The organism is Bacteroides sp. Marseille-P8574, assembly GCF_902825465.1.
GTDB classification, from domain to species: Bacteria; Bacteroidota; Bacteroidia; order Bacteroidales; family Bacteroidaceae; genus Bacteroides; species Bacteroides uniformis.
On sequence record NZ_CADEBE010000002.1, the window covers coordinates 1269983 to 1290830 of the forward strand.

15 protein-coding genes are annotated in these 20848 nt (G+C 47.6%); 12 read left to right on the forward strand and 3 right to left on the reverse strand.

The window, feature by feature from the left end:
- Nucleotides 1-45: 45 nt before the first annotated feature.
- Nucleotides 46-3978: a two-component regulator propeller domain-containing protein gene (locus HUX74_RS17945; protein ID WP_174647145.1), complete on the reverse strand. Its 3933-nt coding sequence runs from the start codon at nt 3976-3978 to the stop codon at nt 46-48.
- Between the two features lie 126 nt (nt 3979-4104).
- On the opposite strand from HUX74_RS17945, the gene HUX74_RS17950 reads away from it, so the two are divergent.
- Nucleotides 4105-7074 carry a PEP/pyruvate-binding domain-containing protein gene (locus HUX74_RS17950; RefSeq protein WP_117600059.1) on the forward strand — a complete coding sequence of 990 codons (2970 nt, stop codon included), beginning with the start codon at nt 4105-4107 and terminating at the stop codon, nt 7072-7074.
- 1 nt (nt 7075) lies between these two features.
- Here HUX74_RS17950 and HUX74_RS17955 read toward each other — a convergent pair whose 3' ends face one another.
- Nucleotides 7076-8143 (reverse strand): metallophosphoesterase, encoded by a 1068-nt coding sequence (locus tag HUX74_RS17955; RefSeq protein ID WP_174647347.1) that lies wholly within the window; start codon nt 8141-8143, stop codon nt 7076-7078.
- A 157-nt stretch (nt 8144-8300) separates the two neighbouring features.
- On the opposite strand from HUX74_RS17955, the gene HUX74_RS17960 reads away from it, so the two are divergent.
- Nucleotides 8301-10160 carry a tyrosine-type recombinase/integrase gene (locus HUX74_RS17960; RefSeq protein WP_174647146.1) on the forward strand — a complete coding sequence of 620 codons (1860 nt, stop codon included), beginning with the start codon at nt 8301-8303 and terminating at the stop codon, nt 10158-10160.
- Between the two features lie 148 nt (nt 10161-10308).
- Here HUX74_RS17960 and HUX74_RS17965 read toward each other — a convergent pair whose 3' ends face one another.
- Nucleotides 10309-11136 carry a hypothetical protein gene (locus HUX74_RS17965; protein ID WP_174647147.1) on the reverse strand — a complete coding sequence of 276 codons (828 nt, stop codon included), beginning with the start codon at nt 11134-11136 and terminating at the stop codon, nt 10309-10311.
- Between the two features lie 468 nt (nt 11137-11604).
- Between HUX74_RS17965 and HUX74_RS17970 the strand changes: the two genes are divergently transcribed.
- From HUX74_RS17970 to HUX74_RS18015, 10 genes are all read left to right on the forward strand, one after another.
- Nucleotides 11605-12036 carry a hypothetical protein gene (locus HUX74_RS17970; protein WP_131225502.1) on the forward strand — a complete coding sequence of 144 codons (432 nt, stop codon included), beginning with the start codon at nt 11605-11607 and terminating at the stop codon, nt 12034-12036.
- A 115-nt stretch (nt 12037-12151) separates the two neighbouring features.
- Entirely contained in the window at nt 12152-12535 is a 384-nt protein-coding gene (locus HUX74_RS17975; protein ID WP_174647148.1) for a hypothetical protein, read from the forward strand.
- Nucleotides 12536-12557: 22 nt separating this feature from the next.
- The gene (locus tag HUX74_RS17980) at nt 12558-13100 is read left to right on the forward strand and encodes a hypothetical protein (RefSeq protein ID WP_174647149.1); all 543 of its coding nucleotides are present in this window, start codon (nt 12558-12560) and stop codon (nt 13098-13100) included.
- A gap of 78 nt (nt 13101-13178) precedes the next feature.
- Nucleotides 13179-15077: a hypothetical protein gene (locus HUX74_RS20850; RefSeq protein ID WP_254592888.1), complete on the forward strand. Its 1899-nt coding sequence runs from the start codon at nt 13179-13181 to the stop codon at nt 15075-15077.
- Nucleotides 15078-15277: 200 nt separating this feature from the next.
- Complete coding sequence (locus HUX74_RS17990) at nt 15278-15418, forward strand: hypothetical protein (protein WP_174646762.1); 141 nt, start codon at nt 15278-15280, stop codon at nt 15416-15418.
- 10 nt (nt 15419-15428) lie between these two features.
- Nucleotides 15429-15989: a hypothetical protein gene (locus HUX74_RS17995; RefSeq protein WP_254592889.1), complete on the forward strand. Its 561-nt coding sequence runs from the start codon at nt 15429-15431 to the stop codon at nt 15987-15989.
- Between the two features lie 418 nt (nt 15990-16407).
- Entirely contained in the window at nt 16408-16938 is a 531-nt protein-coding gene (locus HUX74_RS18000) for a DUF3575 domain-containing protein (protein ID WP_174647350.1), read from the forward strand.
- A 15-nt stretch (nt 16939-16953) separates the two neighbouring features.
- Nucleotides 16954-18330: a tetratricopeptide repeat protein gene (locus tag HUX74_RS18005; protein WP_174647150.1), complete on the forward strand. Its 1377-nt coding sequence runs from the start codon at nt 16954-16956 to the stop codon at nt 18328-18330.
- Nucleotides 18331-18332: 2 nt separating this feature from the next.
- Nucleotides 18333-19226 (forward strand): FimB/Mfa2 family fimbrial subunit, encoded by an 894-nt coding sequence (locus HUX74_RS18010; RefSeq protein ID WP_254592890.1) that lies wholly within the window; start codon nt 18333-18335, stop codon nt 19224-19226.
- A 50-nt stretch (nt 19227-19276) separates the two neighbouring features.
- A complete protein-coding gene (locus HUX74_RS18015) occupies nt 19277-20563 on the forward strand; it encodes a hypothetical protein (RefSeq protein ID WP_174647151.1) in 1287 nt (428 codons plus the stop codon).
- Nucleotides 20564-20848: the final 285 nt, after the last annotated feature.

A 20848-nucleotide genomic window follows, 5' to 3' on the forward strand; every position in this document is an offset into this window, starting at 1 on the left:
GGTTTAATACTTGTCAGCAGTGGTTCAAAAGCAGTCTTCATGGCTCTAAATTTTGCTGGGACTGGTACCAAACTGCTTTTTGAAGCATGTACTGAAATATTTCGGGTCAGAAAATCCGACCATATTCGCCACTTCCCCTATCGAATATTTCCGGGAAACCAGCAGCTCTTTTGCCTTGTTCAAACGGACAATGCGGATGAAGTCATTCGGTCCCTGCCCGGTCAGCGTCTTTATCTTATTGTAGACAGAAGTGCGGCTCATGCCCAGCATCCGGCAGAAGTCATTGATGGAGAATTCCGAATCGGACAACTCCTCCTCAATCACTTTCATAACCTTGTCCAGAAACTCCTTGTCCAACTGGCTGGTATAGTCTGTCTCTTCGGGCTGCGCATCCATCGCCAACACGGTTTCGCGCAAATGCTGCCTATTCTGAAGAATATTCCTAATACGCACTTTCAGCACAGACAAGTCGAAAGGCTTGATGATGTAGTCATTGGCACCGGCTTCCAGTCCGAAGATGATATTTTCCCTCTCACTCAGTGCGGTCAGTAATATAATAGGTATATGGCTTGTATCTACCGATGACTTCAGAATCCGGCACAATTCATCACCTTCCAGTACCGGCATCACAATGTCCGAGATAATAATATCAGGATTGATTTCCCTTGCCGTCTCCAATGCCTTTCCGCCGTCGGGCACGGCAACTACCTTATATTCGGAAGACAAGCTGTCCACCAGATACTCCCTCATATCCGCATCGTCCTCCGCCAGAAGAAGGACATTCTTCCCGGCACGTTCCGTTTCTTCATGCACAGCCCCGGTAGCGGCCTGAGCTTCTTCCTGGCCGTCTGCCTTCGCTTCCACCGCCACGCTCGCCTTTATCCTCTGCGGGAAAGTTACCGTAAACGTAGTTCCCTGCCCTTCCACGCTACTGAAAGAGATGGTGCCGTGATGCTGTTTCACAATGCGGCGCGTAATCATCAGACCGATGCCCGAACCGGTTTCCTCAAAGTTCATGGCATTCTGGGCTCTATAATATTCGTGGAAGATATTGCCCTGCTCCTCTTTCGGAATGCCGATACCCGTATCCTTTACTTCAATAGTCCACTTCTTTCTTGCAGTCTTCACCAGTATGTGAATGACTCCCTTCTCTGTATACTTCAAGGCATTGGAGAGCAGATTGTCTATGATATGATCCATCTTCTCCCGGTCAATCCAAACCTTGGACATATCCGGCTCCACCTCCAACTCTATCCCGACGCTCTTCTGCATGGCGGCTAAGTGAAACTCCGCCATTTTTTCCTCCAGATAAGCCTTAATGTCGTATGGAGAAACCTTCAGACACTCCTCGGCATGCAGTTCCGTTTTCTGCAACTCAAGCAGTTGAGTAATCATTCCCATCAGTTTTTCCACATTCTTCATTGCCACCGCAACGGTTTTCTTACCCTGCTCCGGAAGTCCCTCCTGCGCTTCGAGCTCGCTCAGCGGAGCCTTTATTAAAGTAACCGGTGTACGGATATCATGGGCTATACTGATAAAGGAACGTATCTTGTCCCTTATACGCCCTTCGTTCACCTTATGCCTCCTATACTGCACAAATATGTAGACAAAGACAGACAACAAGATGAAATAGATGAACAGCGCCCACCACGAAACCCAGTAAGGGTTATGAATGACAATGTCCAGACTTCTTTCTCCCACCTGCTGCCCGGTGTATTTATCAAATGCCCGCAAGCGGAATACATACTTACCGGACGAGAGATTCATATAGCTCACGTTCCGCACTGAATTGGAGTGTTCCCACTCTTCATTGTGATTTTCGAGCCTATACTCATACCTAATACGATGCGGGACTGCAAAGTTGATGGCAGAGAAGGAAATTGAGAAGGAGTTTTGATTATACTTCAAATCTATTTTCCGGGTATCATTGATATTCGTTTGCAAAAGAGAGCCTTTCATTCCCGCTTTGACTGATTCATAAAGCAGTTTAAAGTCTGTCAGAATCAGCTCAACGGGTGCATGAGTCCCCAAGTTCAAAGACGGAAGGAAGGAAAGAACCCCTTCTGCGGTACCGAAAGCAAGACATCCATTCTTCAACTTAAGGGCAGCATTCGGGTTGTAATATCCCCAGCTGACATCCAAAAAATCATTGGCACTGATGATAATATCCCGGGAACAATCCAAGCAATACAATTCCTTCTCCGTACTGAACCAGATACGCCCTTCGTTATCCTCCAGCAGACTATTGATGGAATTGGAAACCAGATTGTCATCTACGGTATAGGCATGCACCTCTTTCCCATCCGGACCAACACGTATAAGGCCTTCCCCGTCTGTAGCCAGCCAGGTATCGCCGGATGAGGACTGCATCAGGCAACGGACAGGATAATGCAGAGAGATGTCTCCAAACGTCTGATGCCACTGCGTGTCTCCCGACTTCTTATCAAAGACGGCCAACCCGCTGCAACCGGCAATCAGTAATGAGCCCCCCTTACCCGGCTTTATGTCACCTATGCAATCAATCGGGTAATATGTATAAGTATCCGTCCGTATATCGTAACGGGTAAACTCTCCTTCAATACCACCGAACCAGATATAATCCCCTTCCGCATAAATGGCATAAACATAGTCGGTGGCTATTCCCTTCTCCGGATGTACATTTCTTTTCTCTTTCTTCTGTACCCGTCCGGTCTGTTTATGAATACAATAGACACCGATACCATAGCCACCTACCCAGATGTTTCCCCCGGAGTCTTCGGCAAGCGCCAATACCACTTTGCCACTATATTCCGTACTGTCCAGATAGTGGGTCCATTTGCGTGACCGAGGTTGATAGAGGCTGACGCCGTTGTTTGTACCATACCAATAATCTCCCTCCGAGTCCTGAAACATTACATTTACATGGTCCGACTTCAGGGAATTATCATTATTGCGTTCGTGTCTGATTCTATAGACATCCGGCATCTCCGGATCCAGATAGCTGATACCATTCGTAGAAGTGCTAATCCACACAACTCCGGATTCATCCACACAAATATCGGATACCGTATTACCACTCAAGCTTTTGTCATCATCCCCGTTATTCATGTAATGGTTCAAAAGTTTTCCGGTAGCGACATCCATGCAAAAAACACCTGCACCGTCGGCTCCCACCAGCAGCAAATTATCCTTTGTCCTTGCAAACGAACGGATAGGTACATGAGGAATCCGGTCATTCAAGGGATGTATCCGCCCGTCGGGACCGTCAAGCACAAATACCCCGTTTGAAAAGGTACCGATGAACAGCTTCGCTCCGAAGACATAGAGCGATTCCACATGCATCTCTGTATGCAGGCCAACCGGCCTCGTCTCAAAAGACGAAGAACCTGCCGCTCCTGCCTTCGTCAGCCGGAAGACACCCTTGTCGGTGCCTGCAAAAAACACTTCATCTTCCATTTGGACCATGCAACGGACAGATTGCCCCTTCAATCCGGCAAAAGACAGCCCTGCACTTTCTTCCCAAGAATAAAGCCCCTTCGACATACACAACCACAAACGGTTTTCGTCATCAAACAGAATATTATACAATACCGGAGAAGGCAGGTAATCGGCCAAGTCCACACGCAATTGGAAAGAGTCCGTCAGTTTGTTGTATGCATAGATTTTTCCATTCTTCAATGCAACCCAGACAATACCCTCCTTATCACACATCATGGTAGTGGAAGACTGGATATTGTCCCTGGAATCAACCATTCTGTCCAACTTGTAATGCTTGATTTCATTCCCGTCATAACGATCTATCCCGACATGAGTATACACCCAGACAAATCCGGCTGAATCCTTGTTTATCTGGAATACTTGCCGACTGCCCAATCCCTCCTTGATACCCAAGGTGCGGAATGAACCGGCAAACAAGTCAGCGGACAAAAAAACGGACACCCATAACAGCAGAAATGTACATGCAACGGATTTATATGGAAACGGATATGGAGCAGACATAGGTCATATATTGTTTTTTTGGATGCAATATTACGCATAAATATAAAAAAAACGGTCGAAAAACTATCCGAATAGGTTCGATTTCTATTACTTTTGCCTTCCGAAACCAACAAATCATGAGAAGCCATGCTCAGTAAGTTCAAATTAAACCAGCTCTATTTCAAGGACACACAGTTTGCCAACCTCATGACACGGCGCATTTTCAACGTCCTTCTGATAGCCAATCCTTACGATGCTTTCATGCTGGAAGATGACGGCCGCATCGACGAAAAGATATTCAATGAATACACTTCGCTCTCCTTGCGCTACCCTCCCCGTTTCACGCAGGTTTCCACTTGCGAGGAGGCGCTGACACAGCTGTCCTCCATCTCTTTCGACCTCATCATCTGCATGCCGGGCACGGGAGACAACGACAGCTTCGACGTGGCACGATACATCAAAAACCTGTATGAACAGATTCCGATGGTGATACTTACCCCTTTCAGCCACGGCATCACCAAGCGTATTGCCAATGAAGACCTCAGTCCCTTTGAGTATGTGTTCTGCTGGCTGGGAAACACCGACTTGCTGGTTTCCATCATCAAGCTGATAGAGGACAAGATGAACCTGGAGCACGACGTCAACGAAGTGGGTGTGCAGCTCATCCTGCTGGTGGAAGACGGCATCCGCTTTTACTCCTCCATCCTGCCCAATCTGTATAAATTCGTATTGAAGCAGAGCCAGGAATTCTCTACCGAAGCACTGAATGCCCATCAGCGCACACTGCGCATGAGGGGACGTCCCAAAATTGTACTGGCACGTACCTATGAAGAAGCCTTTGGCATCTACCAAAAATATAAGAATAATATATTAGGTGTCATCACCGACGTACGCTTCCCCCGCGTAGAACGGGGCGAGAAGGACGGACTGGCCGGTATCAAGCTCTGTGCCGCCATCCGCAAGGAAGACCCGTTTGTACCCCTTATCATACAGTCCAGCGAATCGGACAACGTAGCGTATGCAGCCAAATACGATGCCGCCTTCATCGACAAGAATTCCAAAAAGATGGATGTGGACCTGCGCCGTATTGTATCAGACAATTTCGGCTTCGGCGACTTTATCTTCCGCAACCCGGACACGCTGGAAGAGATTGCCCGCGTAAAGAATCTCAAAGAGCTGCAGAACATTCTTTTTGCTGTTCCGGCAGAATCATTCCTTTACCACATCAGCCGCAACCACGTCAGCCGCTGGCTCTACTCGCGTGCCATGTTTCCCGTGGCAGAGTTTCTGCGGCCCATCACCTGGAATAGCTTGCAAGACGTGGATGCCCACCGTAAAATTATCTTCGAGGCTATCGTGAAATACCGCAAGATGAAAAACCAAGGAGTGGTGGCAGTCTTCAAGCGCGACCGCTTCGACCGCTATTCCAACTTTGCCCGCATCGGCGACGGTTCGCTGGGAGGCAAGGGGCGCGGACTGGCTTTCATCGACAACCTGGTGAAGCATCACCCCGAGTTCGAAGAGTTTGAGAATGCCCGTGTTGCCATCCCCAAGACCATCGTGCTCTGTACCGATGTGTTCGACGAGTTTATGGATACCAACAATCTGTATCAGATAGCCTTGTCCGATGCCGATGATGACGTCATCCTGCGCTACTTCCTCAAAGCCAAGTTGCCCGACCGTCTGGTGGAAGACTTCTTCACCTTCTTCGACGTGGTGAAGTCGCCGCTTGCCATCCGTTCGTCTTCATTGCTGGAAGACTCGCACTACCAGCCCTTCGCCGGTATCTACAACACCTATATGATTCCCTATCTGGACGACAAGTACGAGATGCTGCGCATGCTGAGCGATGCCATCAAGGGAGTATATGCTTCGGTCTACTTCCGCGACTCGAAGGCATACATGCAGGCAACGAGCAACGTTATCGACCAGGAAAAGATGGCTGTCATCCTGCAAGAGGTGGTAGGCAACCAGTATGGCGACCGCTATTACCCCAGCATGTCCGGCGTGGCACGTTCGCTCAACTACTACCCCATCGGCGACGAGAAGGCGGAAGAAGGTATCGTCAATCTGGCACTCGGCTTGGGCAAATATATTGTGGACGGCGGCATGACGCTCCGCTTCTCGCCCTATCACCCCAACCAGGTGCTGCAAACCAGCGAAATGGAGATTGCCCTCAAAGAGACTCAGACCCGCTTCTATGCCCTCGACCTGCGCAATGCCGGTCACGACTTCTCCATCGACGACGGCTTCAACCTGCTGAAACTGCACGTCAAAGAAGCGGAAAAGGACGGAGCACTGAACTACATAGCCTCCACCTACGACCCTTACGACCAGATTATCCGCGACGGGCTTTATCCCGGTGGACGCAAAGTCATCACCTTTGCCAACATTCTGCAACACGACGTATTCCCCCTGCCACGCATCCTGCAACTGGCTTTGAAATACGGAGAGCAGGAGATGCGCCGTCCCGTAGAGATAGAGTTTGCCGCCACCATGAGCCGTGAGAAGGACAAAACCGGCACCTTCTACCTGCTGCAAATCCGCCCGATAGTCGACACCAAGGAGATGCTGGATGAAGACCTTACCGCCATTCCGGACGACCAGGTACTGCTCCGTTCCTACAACTCATTGGGACATGGCATCATGAACGAGATACATGACATTATCTATGTGAAGACAGACGACTATAGTGCCTCCCACAACCAGGAGATTGCCTGGGAGATAGAGAAGCTGAACCAGCAGTTCCTGGACGAAGGCCGCAACTATGTCCTTGTAGGTCCCGGACGCTGGGGTAGCAGTGACACCTGGCTCGGCATCCCCGTGAAGTGGCCGCACATCAGCGCTGCCCGCGTGATAGTGGAAGCCGGACTGACCAACTACCGGGTAGACCCCAGCCAGGGAACCCACTTCTTCCAGAACCTGACCTCCTTTGGAGTGGGATACTTTACCATCAACGCCTTTATGAATGACGGCGTATACAACCAGGAATTCTTGAATGCACAGCCTGCCGTACACGAGACGAAGTACCTGCGGCATGTACATTTCCGCCAGCCAATGGTGGTAAAGATGGATGGCAAGAAGAAACTGGGAGTGGTGCTGATGCCCGAAGAATAAATCAGTCCGTCAGCCGATGCAGCACAATCATCACCACCTCTGCGGGGGCAAACATGCGGATGGCCTTCTGCGAAGTGCCGATGCCGTTGGTGACAATCATCGGGATATTTTTTGAGTTGTACTTCAGCCCGGAGAGGAACCGCTGCCCGTAGTGCGAGGGGACTATCGGTGCATAAAGCCCGAACAGCGTCACCTGCCCGCCATGCGTGTGTCCGGCCAGGATGAGGTCGGAGTTTGTCACCGGGACGTCCTCGGCATAGTCCGGCGTATGCGTCAGCAGGATTACGAAATCGTCGGGCGAAAGGCCGAGTGTGGGCGATGTGCCGTTCTTGGCCAAGTCGAAGGGATTGCGCACACCCGCCACAAGAATCCGCTCACCGCCACGCCGCAGGGTATCCACCTTATGTTCCAACAGATGCATGCCATAATGCTTCATCTCGCGCACGATGTCGTCATAGCAAGCCTCGTAGTCGTTGTTGCCAAGCACGGCATAGGTTCCCAACGGCGTCTTCACTTGCGCCAGGGCAGCCATGACGGGCGGCACGTACTGGCAGCCTTCGTGAAAGTCGCCGCCAATCAGTAGCACGTCGGCTTTCTGGTCTATGAGCAAGCGGACCAGGTCCTTCAATCCCTCCTCCTTCAGCAGGCTTTTGTAGTGCAGGTCGGAGACAAAGGCGATGCGGAAGCCCTCGAAGGCGGCAGGCACGTCGCGATGCGTGAAGTCGTACGTCTTAATGCGGCTGACGCCCTTATAGGCCGAGCCTACGTGGGTGGTTTTCGATGTGATTCTTGTACCTCGCTGCACAATTACCTTTTGTACCGGTGCCGTTTTCTTTATCTGCTGTTTCTTTACCCTGCCCTTCGCCGGCTGGCGGCGGACATTACGCAAATCAGACTGGTCAAAGGTGAACATCGGCGAAAGGCGGGCAGGCAACCCGATAGTATCGCCAAGCTGCGCGCTGTCTGCCTGCATGACTGGCTGCGGCAACGACACGGTAATCACCCGCTTGGAACGGCAGGAAGACAAGAGCAGCAGAGAAAGAATGGATATGTAGACTAACTTCTTCATCATAAGTGGGTGCAAATATAGGGATTTTGTTCACAAGTGAAAAGTTTTGTTCTAGCATATTCTCAAAGGGCTATAAGTCAATCAGATTCGTTGCTGAGTGCTTTAAAAGAACGGGATTAAAGAACGTAAAAAAAGAACGAACTTAAAGAACCGCCTTATGAATGCACAGTTTTTCATCAACGAGATCGGATGCAAATTCAACCTTAGAAAACCCAAGTCCGAAAAACCGACGAACGTTTATTTTGTAGCACGCGTCAGGAACAAGCAGATAAAACTTTCTACTGGAGTAAGGGTATATCCGGACCAGTGGAACGTCAAGAAACAGGAGGCTTATATCAGTTGCCGGTTGACTGAGCTGGATAACAAGAACAATACCATCGTCAATGAAAAGATTGGCAAGCTGAAACTTTATTTTTCGGAATACAAGCAGTACCTTTGCGACCACCCTGAGGAGATAGAACGCAGGGCCATCATTTTACTTAAACAATATATCTATAAGGATACTATGAAGAAAAAAACGGAGAAACCAGCTACCTTCATCATGAAACAGATCGTAGAGGAAAAGGACACTAAAGAAAGCTCAAAGGACCAGTACCGATTCAACATCGACAAGTTCAAAAGGTTTCTGGATGAGAACTCCATACCCGACATTTGGGAAAGTATGAACCTGGATACATTCACCAAATACCAGCAACACTTGATTGAAGAGGGTAAGGAGGACAATAAGGAAGGTAAGAAAGCTTCTACCATAAAGAATATTATAGGAGGTACACTTTTCTCTATTCTTAGAAAGGCTTCCAAACGACTTGATATTCCTTTCAAGTGGAATGAGAGCAATCTTGAAAGTTTCGAGTTGATGAAAGACAAGTCCAACAAGGAACTTGCGCGTAATAAGGAGGTCGCACTGACAGAAGAACAGATTAAGCAGTTTTACGAGTATCAACCAAGCGGCACCGAGAAGCAAATCAAAAAAAAGACAGAGATAAGAGACTTGTTCATACTTCAATGCCTCGTTGGCCAACGCGTCAGTGACATGCAGAAGTTTTTCAACGGTGATAACGAGAGGGATGAGGAGAACGGTACAATATCTATCGTCCAGCAGAAGACCGGAGCCAGGGCTATCATTCCTCTAGTTCCGATGGCAGAAGAAATCATAGACAAGTATACCGGTGCAGAAATCAAATATTATAAGGAAAGACGATCTAAATTAAATAAGGAACTAAAAGTTATAGCCCAGGAAGCAGGCCTTAACGAACTTGTGACCTATGAGGAGAACGGTACCAAATATACCAAGCCCCTCTATGAACTGCTTCACACCCATTCTGCAAGACATACTTTTTCTACCATAATGTGTCGCAAGGGCATTCCAAGAGAGGATATAATTATAGCGACCGGCCATGAAGACACCCAGATGTTGGATAAGATATACGCCCATCTGACTACCAAGGACAAGTCCAGGAAGGTGACGGACGCTTTCAAGAAGAAGCTCGGTGACGGCATTTTCGATATGGGAGGCCAGACAGAACCGGATGAAAATGAACAGAGGTCAGTTCCGACCGCTCCAGTCAAGCCCAAGCAAAAGGCAGACGTATTCAACCACGTCTTTGCCGGTGACCTGCTGCTGAAACTCTCCAGGCTGAAGAATAAAGGTATAGACATCACAAAACTAGCTGACACTGAGGAAGCCGTGAAAATACTCAAGGACATCGGCAGGATAGATGAGATAGACAAGGATAAATACAAGGACAATACACGATTGCGTGACAAGGTAGCCAGGATTGCCTCTGTCGTATGGTTCATCGCATTCAAACGGAATGACGCGGTACTGATACAGATGTTCCAGAACAATATCACGGAGCTGGGCCTTAGGAACATCTTTCTCAACGGGGAGATTATGAGGGAGGCCAGGCTCGAATCCCTGATGAACGGCGATGAAAAGGTTCTGAAATTCGTGGAGGTGCTGAATATCAGAAGTATGGAGGAACTGGAGGAGTATAAGAAGCGGTATAAGGAGTGACTTGTTTATCCTTCTCAATTGATGATTCCGCGTTCCAGGTACCGGTTTGTTGCCCGGGCGTATCTTTTCTTAGACAGTGCAGTATGAGGCTGATAGTATAAAGAGAGGGAACATGGAATCTCCACTTCCCTCCCGATTGGTTGTGCCACTATTTTTCCCCATGGACAAGATAGCTAACAAGCCCTTCATTTTTTTTGCTTCCTGTCTTCATGCGTTGCAATTCCCTCTTGGCCGTTTCCGGATTGATTATTGAGCCATCCCTGAGACGAAAGAAGACGCCTGACTTTACCCAGATTTTACCGTCATCCGGCACCAGCTCTTTCAAAAACATATACAGCAGGATATTGGACTTGCACCATTGGAGGAGAACAGTGATAAAAAGGTTCCCTTTCTTTCTGCCGGTCAACCTGAAACAGAAAGTTTCCCTTCCCCACTCCTGATCCATAAGGCATCCCTTCTCCACCAGCCGGTCATAGACAGCCCCGGCTTTTTCCCAGGTGTAGTTTGTATATTCATGGGCATAGGCCAAGTTCTCCTCCGCCAATCTGGCGATATGAACCTCCTTCTGTTCAAAGCAGCCTTGCAGCTCGGTCATTTTTTTCCGGAGCAACCGGAGCAATGCAACAAAGACCCCAAAATTATCCGCGTCATCCCTGGAACGGTAATATTGGAAGACCGGATTGTCTTCATCCATGAAATCGTATCCCTCCCTGTCGAACACGTCTGCCGGATATTGGTCCATAACCTTCTGGAGTTGCTCCTGATAATGCGTGAAATACCCCTTGAAAGAATAGTACTCGGAGTTCTCGCTCATTTCCTGCAACAAATCAAACCAGTTGATATCCTTCAACTGCTCATACAATCCTTCCGCATTCATGACTCTTTCCATGTCCCTACTCTCCGGATTGTTGATGTCGGCCAAACGGATTGCCCTGTCCATAATCTTTTGGTACTGATTTAAAATGTCTGTTTTCATTGTTACTCTATTTATTTTATATTTTTCATTGTATCATGTACACTTCCACAACATCCGTGCCAATCTTACCAAGTTTTATCCTTAGTGGAAATAAAAACCGCTAAATTCCGTATTCCCTCCCTTCTCTTACAAAAATGCTGTACCGCACATGTACCATACTGTATATTAGCGATTTATGTAATTGGAAAGACTTTGTGTCTCAAAAAATACTATTTACATTTGCCGCCGCTTAAAGCTTCGGCACGCTCTTTGAATTTTTGTACAATATATAATATGTGCAGGCGTATGAGTCTGCACTTTATGGCCGCGACTCTTTAAGGAGGAGTCCGGCAATGCTCTCCAATACTCCTCCCGGTACATTTGTAAGTCCGGGATCAGTGTTGCCTAATGATTGTAACAAGGATACAGTTGCAGGATATAAAAATACACCATTCAAAAGTAATGGTGGATAATCTTAAAAAAATAGACATGAAATTACCAATTTTAGAATTAGCCCAGCTGAAAACGAAAGCTGAGCGCAAACCGTTTTGTGAAGAATACGGTCTCAGCCATAAACAATTGAAACGGATCATCGATGACTATAACCAAGGAAAGTATAAAGTTGAAAACGAATACATCGAGGTTGCTCCTCCGTCCGGTGAGGCTCGGGAACTCCCCAATGTACCTCAGACAACCATCGGGCAGGAACCGGCAGTAAGAAAGGTTCCCCAGGCTCCGTCCCAGGGAGGATGGTGTTATGAGATCCAGAACGATAAGTCCCACCAGAAAATAAGTGGAACAGATGGGAAGATACCGGAAAAAGTCGTGAACGCATTCATGTTCAACCAGATCGTTTCCGGGCTGAAAGCTTTTGCGGAAGCGGTCTGTTTATTCAAGGAGCTGTTCTTTCCCAATAAATGAGTTCATTAACAGGGCGTGGAGGAGATACACCGAAGTGCTCCTTTTTTAACTTTTAAACAGAATGACAAAAATAAATTTAGGTCTGACATCAGACCGAGAGAAATATGTTTCTGATATGATACAACTTATAATCACAGTATGTAACGCTTGCCATAACAGATTACATGATACCGATGCCATCCATATCGTATCGGAGAAGCATGTGGACAGTATGGGTGGTCCCCAGGAGGAATTCCGGGCCTATATGCATTCCCAGGCCGGTATTCTTAATCCGGTGGGTGTTGTCTTCCAGCTCCGCGCTCCATGGCCGCAGTTCCGTGACATGCAGTCCCCATATGAAGAGAACCATGCGCCTCTTTTCGATCCGGACAGATACGGTTACAGCCATGCTGCAATTGACCACGCCGCGCTCATGCTAAAGAATACTTTTCCGGATATGAACCTTTGGGTAAAACATTGGGGCCGGATTATACTGACATTTATAACCTGGACAGAGTAAAAACATTATAAAATATTGAATTATGGATATTATTAAAAGTCTGCCGGTGGCTTCCCTGTTAAGCCCCGGCCTTGCAGACGATCTGGAAGTGTTTTTCCCGGAGTGGCTGTCAACCCTTCTCCCTTTTTACAACGAGGCCAGAAACGGCGGTGATTTTGCCTTCCATATGATGAACACCTGTGGTAGCGGTTCATCTTATACTGTCGGAGTATATGACTTTTGCAGGACCAGACATTATTACGGTAACGGATACCATACGCTGCTTTCCTTCTACGGTGGGAACAGACTCTTCGGACTTGACTGGGAGGAGATGTTCCGGGCGCGTTATGGTTATGACCCATCCCTCTATGACAAGATCAGCCTGTTGGACTATGTATCGAGGATGGACAACAAGAGAGCCCCCTACGATGCCCTGAACAACAATCTTTCCGGCTGCTTCCGGGCTTTGACCGGTAATCCGGATGTGTTCATCTCGCTCGGTTCGTGGGGAACCTATATAGCACTTGATTCCGGAATATTCTGGAAGCACGAGGAACATGAGGAGAAGTGGCGAATGCATTTCTAAAAAGTGAAAACAAACGGGGTGGTATCCTCACCGGTACCACCCTATATTATCAAACGACAATTAAATCTTAACTGAAATATGGAGAAGAAAAATATGCCTACAGAAAAGACTATGGACAGGATGGAACAGATCCTGAAAAAGATAGAGGATGGAAGAACCGTAACACTTGAGGAACTCCGGTCAGCCGGATTCATACTGGTTGTTGATAAGGATTTCGGAAGGGTGGTCAACAGGCCCCACCTGAAAAAGCTGAAAGGCAGCCTGACAAAAGACGGCTGTATAGAACCTGTTTCCATATTCTTTGGAGCGGAATATTTTGAAGCTTATCCTGAACGTGAACTGACTGACCTCAACGACGGAGATAAAAAATATACCAAGGACTCTCCCGAAGTTCCCGAGGTTATCTTTGTTGCAGACGGAGTTCACAGGGTACAGGCACACGTAGAATTACTTTCAGAGGATGAGAGCTACAAGCACACCCTGAGATTCAGACACGTGGAGACTGTTCTTCCCATAGACCGCTGGATCTATGTCAGGAACACCAACAACCGTAACTGGGACTCGAAGGACTGCTCACGTTACATAGCAGCGCAGACCGGTTATGAAAAAAGCAATCTTACCACCGCCGTCAAGTGGCAGGAGGAACTGAAGCTGGGTGAGAAATACGCGTACACCATCCTCAACCTTTCCGACACCTATAAGAAAAAAATGCTGTCGGAGTATATGGAAGCCCCCGACAAGGGACTCCCCATGGTATTGAAAGGTGTGGAGGAGAACATCGACCGTGGCGGGCGTATCCTCCATGCCTTCAGGGTGTGCTGGCGTGATATTCCGAAGATGGTAAGGAACAGCGCGTCGATCAATATGTTCATCGAGGTCTATAACGCGTGCGGTGACAGCATGAAGGAAGCCGTGGTGAGCCTGCTGGTCCTGTTCTTCACCACCCTGGACAAGACCGATGCTGAAAGCGTTGCAGGTGAGAAGGACAATGACGGGAAGGTCAGGCTGTTGAAGGAATGCTGGGACAAGTTCAGCAAGGATATTGAAGACGGGAACCTGAAAGCGGAATATGAACGGAGGGCTTCTGAGGCGGAGAAGGAGTTCGATGACTTGTTCGGAGAGAAGGAGGAGGCTACCGTAAGTGAGGCTGTTCCTGAAAATAACAAATATCATGGAAAAGCTATATACCAGCCTAATGGAAAAGCTGGAGAATATAGTGGATGGGCCTGCAATTTCTATAACGGATGCAGCAACCAGTGCTCCTATTGTTACCTGCAAAAAGGAAGGAACGCCAAAATCTATACCCCGACACCAACTCTTCAGAAAGCTTTCAAGGACGGGGATGATCCTATAAACCGGTTCAGGAAGGAGCTGACGGCAAATCTTTCCGAGATACAGAAGCACGGGCTGTTCTTCAGCTTCACCACCGACCCGCTGCTTCCCGAGACGATGGGACTGACCGCCAAGGCTGTGAGGATATGTATGGAAAACGACGTGAACGTGAAGCTGCTGACCAAACATGCGGATTTCGTGGTACCTTTCTTTGATTACCTTTCAGCCGGTGGAGGATTTGATGAGGAGGTCTGCAAGAAACACGTGGCCTTTGGATTCACCCTTACCGGACATGACGAACTGGAAGGAAACTCGTCACCCAACCTGGATCGTATCAGCACGATGAAACAGTTGCATGACAGAGGCTACCGGACCTTCGTGAGTGCCGAACCGGTGATAGAGCCCGAGATTTCACTGCTGATAATCAGGGAGACACTGGACTTCTGTGACCTCTATATGGTCGGTCTGCTGTCCGGTGAGAAGGATTATGGGAAGGATGATGTGCGTAATCTGGTGGACGGGCTTCTGGGGTTGCCGGGAGAACCTAAGATCTACCTGAAGGATTCCGTAGTGAAGATGCTGAAACTCGACCGTAGCACTCTTCCTGAGAATTTCGTGGGGAGTGGCTATAATATGTTCGGATGAGGGAAATGAAAATTGCACCTTGAATACCGTATCGGATATAAACGGATAACAATCCGGACAATAAAAAGGGAGGTTGCAAAGCTTCATATTCTTATAATAGGAGAGACACACCCTACTGGATACTGTACTGGACATGAAGAATTTCACCACTTCCTGAGAGTGTGCTTTCTTGGGAACAATAACTTAATTAATAATTTGATATGAAAGAGAAAATCAAGAATCAGAGAAGTGCCGGGAAGGTTATTCCACTGCACTCAAAATTTACAGAGCCGGCGAATGATGTCAGCAGAGATTCCGAAGTTTTATATGGTCAAAAAGGAAAGGAGGTACGCCGTGCCTAATTGGTGTGATGTGGAATACAAGTGCGTTGGTGACCCGAAGGAAGTAAGGTCACTGCACAGGGTGTTGAAGTATATGGACAAGAGAAAGACCACCATCATAAAGAACGGTTTTGGCAAATGGTGGCTGGGGAATCTGGTTGAAAGGCTTGACGGGGACTGGACGGCGTTCAACTGCCGAGGGGAGATAACCGGTTATAGGCTGGACGGCAACATGCTCACGATCAATCATTATACGGCATGGTGCGAGCAGTCCGGACTCAGAGAAAACATTGAACGGGCATTTCCGTCCGTCAAGGTGTATTACCGTGACTGTGAGCCCGCAAATTGTGTCTGTTCTACCAATGATACGACCGGCATGTATTTTCCGGAACCTTACTGCCTGGCCTCTTTTGACAACCAACCGGAGTTTTTCATGACTATCGAAGAGGCTGCCCGATATGTCTCCGAGATAGTGAGGAAAAGGGTGCCCTCTAAGATGAAGGCTATACACAATGCCTTGAAGAGATATATGAGATTGCCGGAGAATCGGGACATGTCATATTCCTTACATGAAGTCAGGATAGTGACATAGGGACTGATAAGACAACAAGAGAAATTGGGTTTAATGCCCGGTTTCTCTTATTTTTCTTTGGTTGTGAAGCTGTATTTTGGGGTGTCATGTATTCTGACAGACCGATATGCAAATTTATATCTTTGATTATAAGACATATATGATGGTAGGTGGAATCTTTAAAGGGGATTTCATATTCCCTTATTCCCTCGCCTGTTCGGAGGACAGCTATAAAAAAAAATTAAATTAATATCGTTTTTTGATAATATATTATTATGCTATTTTTTATTTTGTTGTTATTTTTGGGGCAGCAGTAATACTTTATTAATACAATGAACGGTTCCTGACAAAGACTTCTATCAACCAGATAGGACCTTGGGATGCACTATAAAAGTTTGTTGGAAAAACAGGAGTAATGAAACCAATATTGAAGACAAGAATGACACGTATGATTTTATTTCTATTGCTGTTGGCCGGATTCCAGACCACCGATGCGCAGGACATTGTACTGAAGACCAACGGATTGTACTGGATGACCACCACTCCCAACGCTGCATTGGAAGCTGCATTGGGTCCGAAGGTTACATTGGAGCTTGCGGCCGCTTACAATCCGTGGACTTTTAAGGATGACAAGAAAATGCGATTCTGGCTGGCACAGCCGGAAGTGAGATACTGGCTCTGCGAAAAGTTCGAAGGTCATTTCGTAGGATTGCACCTGCATGGGGCACAATTTTTCGGAGGCTTCAAAAACAAACGTTATGACGGCTATCTGGCCGGAGGCGGTTTCACCTACGGTTACGACTGGATTCTCTCTCCACGCTGGAACCTGGAAGCCGCCATCGGCATCGGTTATGCCCGGCTTTGGTATAAGGAAAGTCCCCGTATCCCTTGTGAAAAGTGTTATGAGAACAAGTATAAGAACTACCTCGGACCAACAAAAGCGGCCGTGTCCCTGATTTATGTATTCTAAAACAGCCCCCGTAGTATGAAAAGAAACAATATACATTATATTATATGGCTTGGTGTGTCTCTCGGCTTGCTTACCGGATGCGCCACGAGTCGGCAAGAGGGGAAAAAACTCTCGGTCACTCCCTCCTCCTATGTGCTGATACCCGATAGTGCAAACCGTGTGAAGATGGATTTGTGTTTCGATATCTCCCAGGACTACTTCTCGAAAAGGAGTCGTCTGGTGATTGCGCCCCAGTTGTGGGCAAACGATTCGGTAAAGGACGAATACATACCACTGGTATTGGACACACCTATCTATCACAAGAAGAAAAAGCGACAGGAAAAACTTACCGGTTATTCTGATCCTTACGGTGAACAAGCTATGACACTAGGCTCCTCCAGTGTTTCCCGTTACGGAAATAGCATCCGTTTGCCTTACCATGAGACCGTGGAACTCCCCGAAGGAACCGACAACGCCCGTATCGTAGCGGTTGTATCCACAGATGGGTGTGGCGAATGCACGGGTATCGACACAATTGATGTCGCGACTATCCAAGCGCCCGAACTGCCGACATTGCTCGTCCGTTGGATAGAGCCGCAATTCGTGATCCGTCCCAAAGTGATGGAGGGTAAAGGCGTGGCGCATCTGCAATTCACCATCAATAAATATGATATTGATCTGGCATTGGGTAATAATCGAAAAGAATTGGAAAACATGGAACAGGCGCTTTCTCCCATCCTGCAGGACACGCTTGCCACATTGACCACCTTTAGCATTTACGGCATGGCGTCGGCCGATGGTTCATTGGCTTTCAACACCCGGTTGTCGGAAAAACGTGCCAATGCCGCCAAGCAATGGCTTGTCACCCGATTAAGCGTTCCCACGAGTGTACAACGCCTGATCGTCACCGGCTCCCGTCCTGAGGGATGGCAACCGGTATTGGACGCGATGGTCGCTGATGGCAATCCTGATACCGCCTCCGTGCGTACCATTCTGGAGAAATACGACGACAGCAACGATGACGTGCAGGAGCGTTACATCCGTCGTCTCCCTTGCTGGAACCGGATCAAGGAGAGGTATTTACAGAAAGACCGGAAGGTGGAATACACCTATGCCTATATAATCAAGAGCTTCACAACCGATGCAGAGTTGCTGGATATGTACCGCAAGCGTCCCGATGCGTTCAACGAGGACGAACTGTTGCGGGTAGCTACATTGATGACTACCGACCGGGAGAAGATGGAGGTCTATCGCACGGTATTGGGCTACTTCCCCCAATCGGAGTCCGCCCTCAATAACCTCGCCGTACTCTATCTACGCACCGGTAATGACGAGAAAGCCCGTGAGTTGCTTCGTCAGCTACCCGGACGTTATCCCAACTTGGACGGTTCACAACTAAAAACGGAGGAATGAATATGTATAGAATGAGAATCGTATCCTATTTCCTATTTTCCCTGCTGGTTCTCTCTTCTTGTGTGAGAGACGATATACAACCGTGCCCGCCGTTGCAGGTGCATATTGTGGTGAAAGACAAGAACTATTTCAATGTGGATAAGGTGGAACTGGAGGAGCGCAAGAGCGAGGACCTGGCTTTCCGGGAATATGTCCCTACATTGTACTATATGCTGCGCGACGCCGCCACGGGTGAGATCGTGGAGGAGCAGGGCGTTTTTGAGGTGACCAGCGACGGGCAGACATTCCCCGTTACTTTCTGCAACTGTCTGCCCCATGGACGTTACATACTGACCGTATGGGGGGGACTGAAAGACTTGAAACCATTTGACGAGAACGGTGGCCATACGACTATCACCTTCCATCCCGGACATACCGAAGGCAACGACATCTATATGACCAACGACACTCTGCTGTATGACGCTTGGAACTATGACTACACTGTGGAGATGGAACGTACGAAAGGTAAACTGATCATTCAGGCAGTCAACCTGCCCGATGGAATACGCTGGTCTGACAAGACCGTCTCCGGATTGTACGGGGCATTGGATTATAGCTTCCACTATTCAGACATGACTTCCGTCTATACCCGGGCAGGCTGGGAAACGGGGGAGGCAGTTGTCACCAGGACCGTGCTGACACCCTCTATTAGAAAAGACGGCTCGGTACTCGATGTTAATTTCTATGATTCGGAGCAACGGGAAACTCCCACATTAATACCGAAAGACGTGAATATCACGATGAAGCGGAATGAACTGACGGTACTGAGGTATGTATATGGGGGAAACGGAGATTTCACCATATATATACTGGTAAACGATAACTGGGAAGAGATACATGGCATGATTATAGAATAAAAAACCGATAGACAATTTATTTAATTTAATTTAATTTAATTTTTATCAAAATGAGAAAGAGAAATCTTTTTTACGCGTTGGCAGCCGGAATGGTCCTGTTCAGCGCATGTAGCAACGATGCTGACATTATCAATGAGGGCAACAACAGTTTGAACGAGGAAGTTCAGCAACTCGTATTGCAGGTGGCAAGCTCGGGCGACGGATTGCAGACACGTGCCGGACGTCCGCTGTTGAGTTCGGAAGCAAAGCAGAACATTGAAAACGTAAAGGTAATCATTTGTGCTTCTGATGGTACTGTTAAGTATGCAACCTCTGTTGCTGACTGGAAGGCGTCTGGTTCGACTCCGTACACAACAGGCGGTCATGGCCGTCAGACCACTATTGAGATTCCCAAAGCAGATAAGCTGGAAGTCGGAACCTATACGGTTTATGCTATCGGTTACAGCACTGACAGCGATTATGATTTGACTGCTATTACCAATGCTGCAAAAGATGGTAGTTTCAATGAGAACACTACATTGGCGTTTAAAGCAGATGCAGGTAATAAAATCGGTGAAGAAATCTTTGCCGGCAACTTGGAATTGACGGTAGAAGATGGAAAAGGGTTTAAAGAATCGGTTGTTTTGAACCGCCAGGTAGCAGGTACTTTTGCTTACTTGAAGGATATTCCCTATATCGCTGAGGCCGCAAAACTGCAATTGGTGGCTTCAAGCAGAAACAGCAAACTGGTGCTGGGCAAGTTCGGTAACCACGACTTGCCAGGAAACGGTACCAGCAATGATGGTCATATCAACTATGTAGTCAATGGTACAGAAGCTGCACAAGACAAAGTCATCTACACAATTAATTTGACTGATTGGTTCGGAACAGTAAAAGACGATGAAAACAATGGTCTTATTGATGTCGAAAACAACTGGACAGGCGCACAAGCTGATGGCACAAAATATGCCGAAGGTTCTGTATTCGGTGGGAACTTCCTGATTCCTTTCAAGAAAGTTAATAACAATGCTACTTTCACACTCCGTTTGGCAAAATCGGACGGTACAAGTTTGAGAGAATGGAGCGTAAAACTTCCTGCAAGTGACAAACAGCTTACCAAACATACTCTTTTCTCTTGGAGCGATGGCAGCTTTGGTGATGGCGCAGATAATACCGATAACGCTACTAATTACAATGTAGTACGCAATCACCTCTACGGAATCGGTACAAGAGCATTGGATGAGCCGACTAATCCGGGTACAAATCCCGATGAGCCGGAATCCCTGAATACCAAGCAGGAGCTGGTATTGCGTGTGAATGACAACTGGGAAGTAATCCATAATATGGAAATCGAGTAATTTTCCCTTCTATATTGAAGCATTCATATCAATTGGGAAATAAGGTATCCTTATCCAAGGACTTCCGGAGGTTATATGCTTCTGGAAGTTCTTGGAATTATCCGGTCGTAAAGGGGGAAGAACTGCCTCCTCACATTCAAGAGTTCCAGATGTAAACAAAAGATCCCGTTGGAGCAGGCATATTCCATTGCCAAATGACTGTATTTTTCGGTTCAGACAATTTGATTGAAATCGCCACAACATGTATCGCTGAGAAAAGACGAGTACAGGCTGGTATGGACAAAC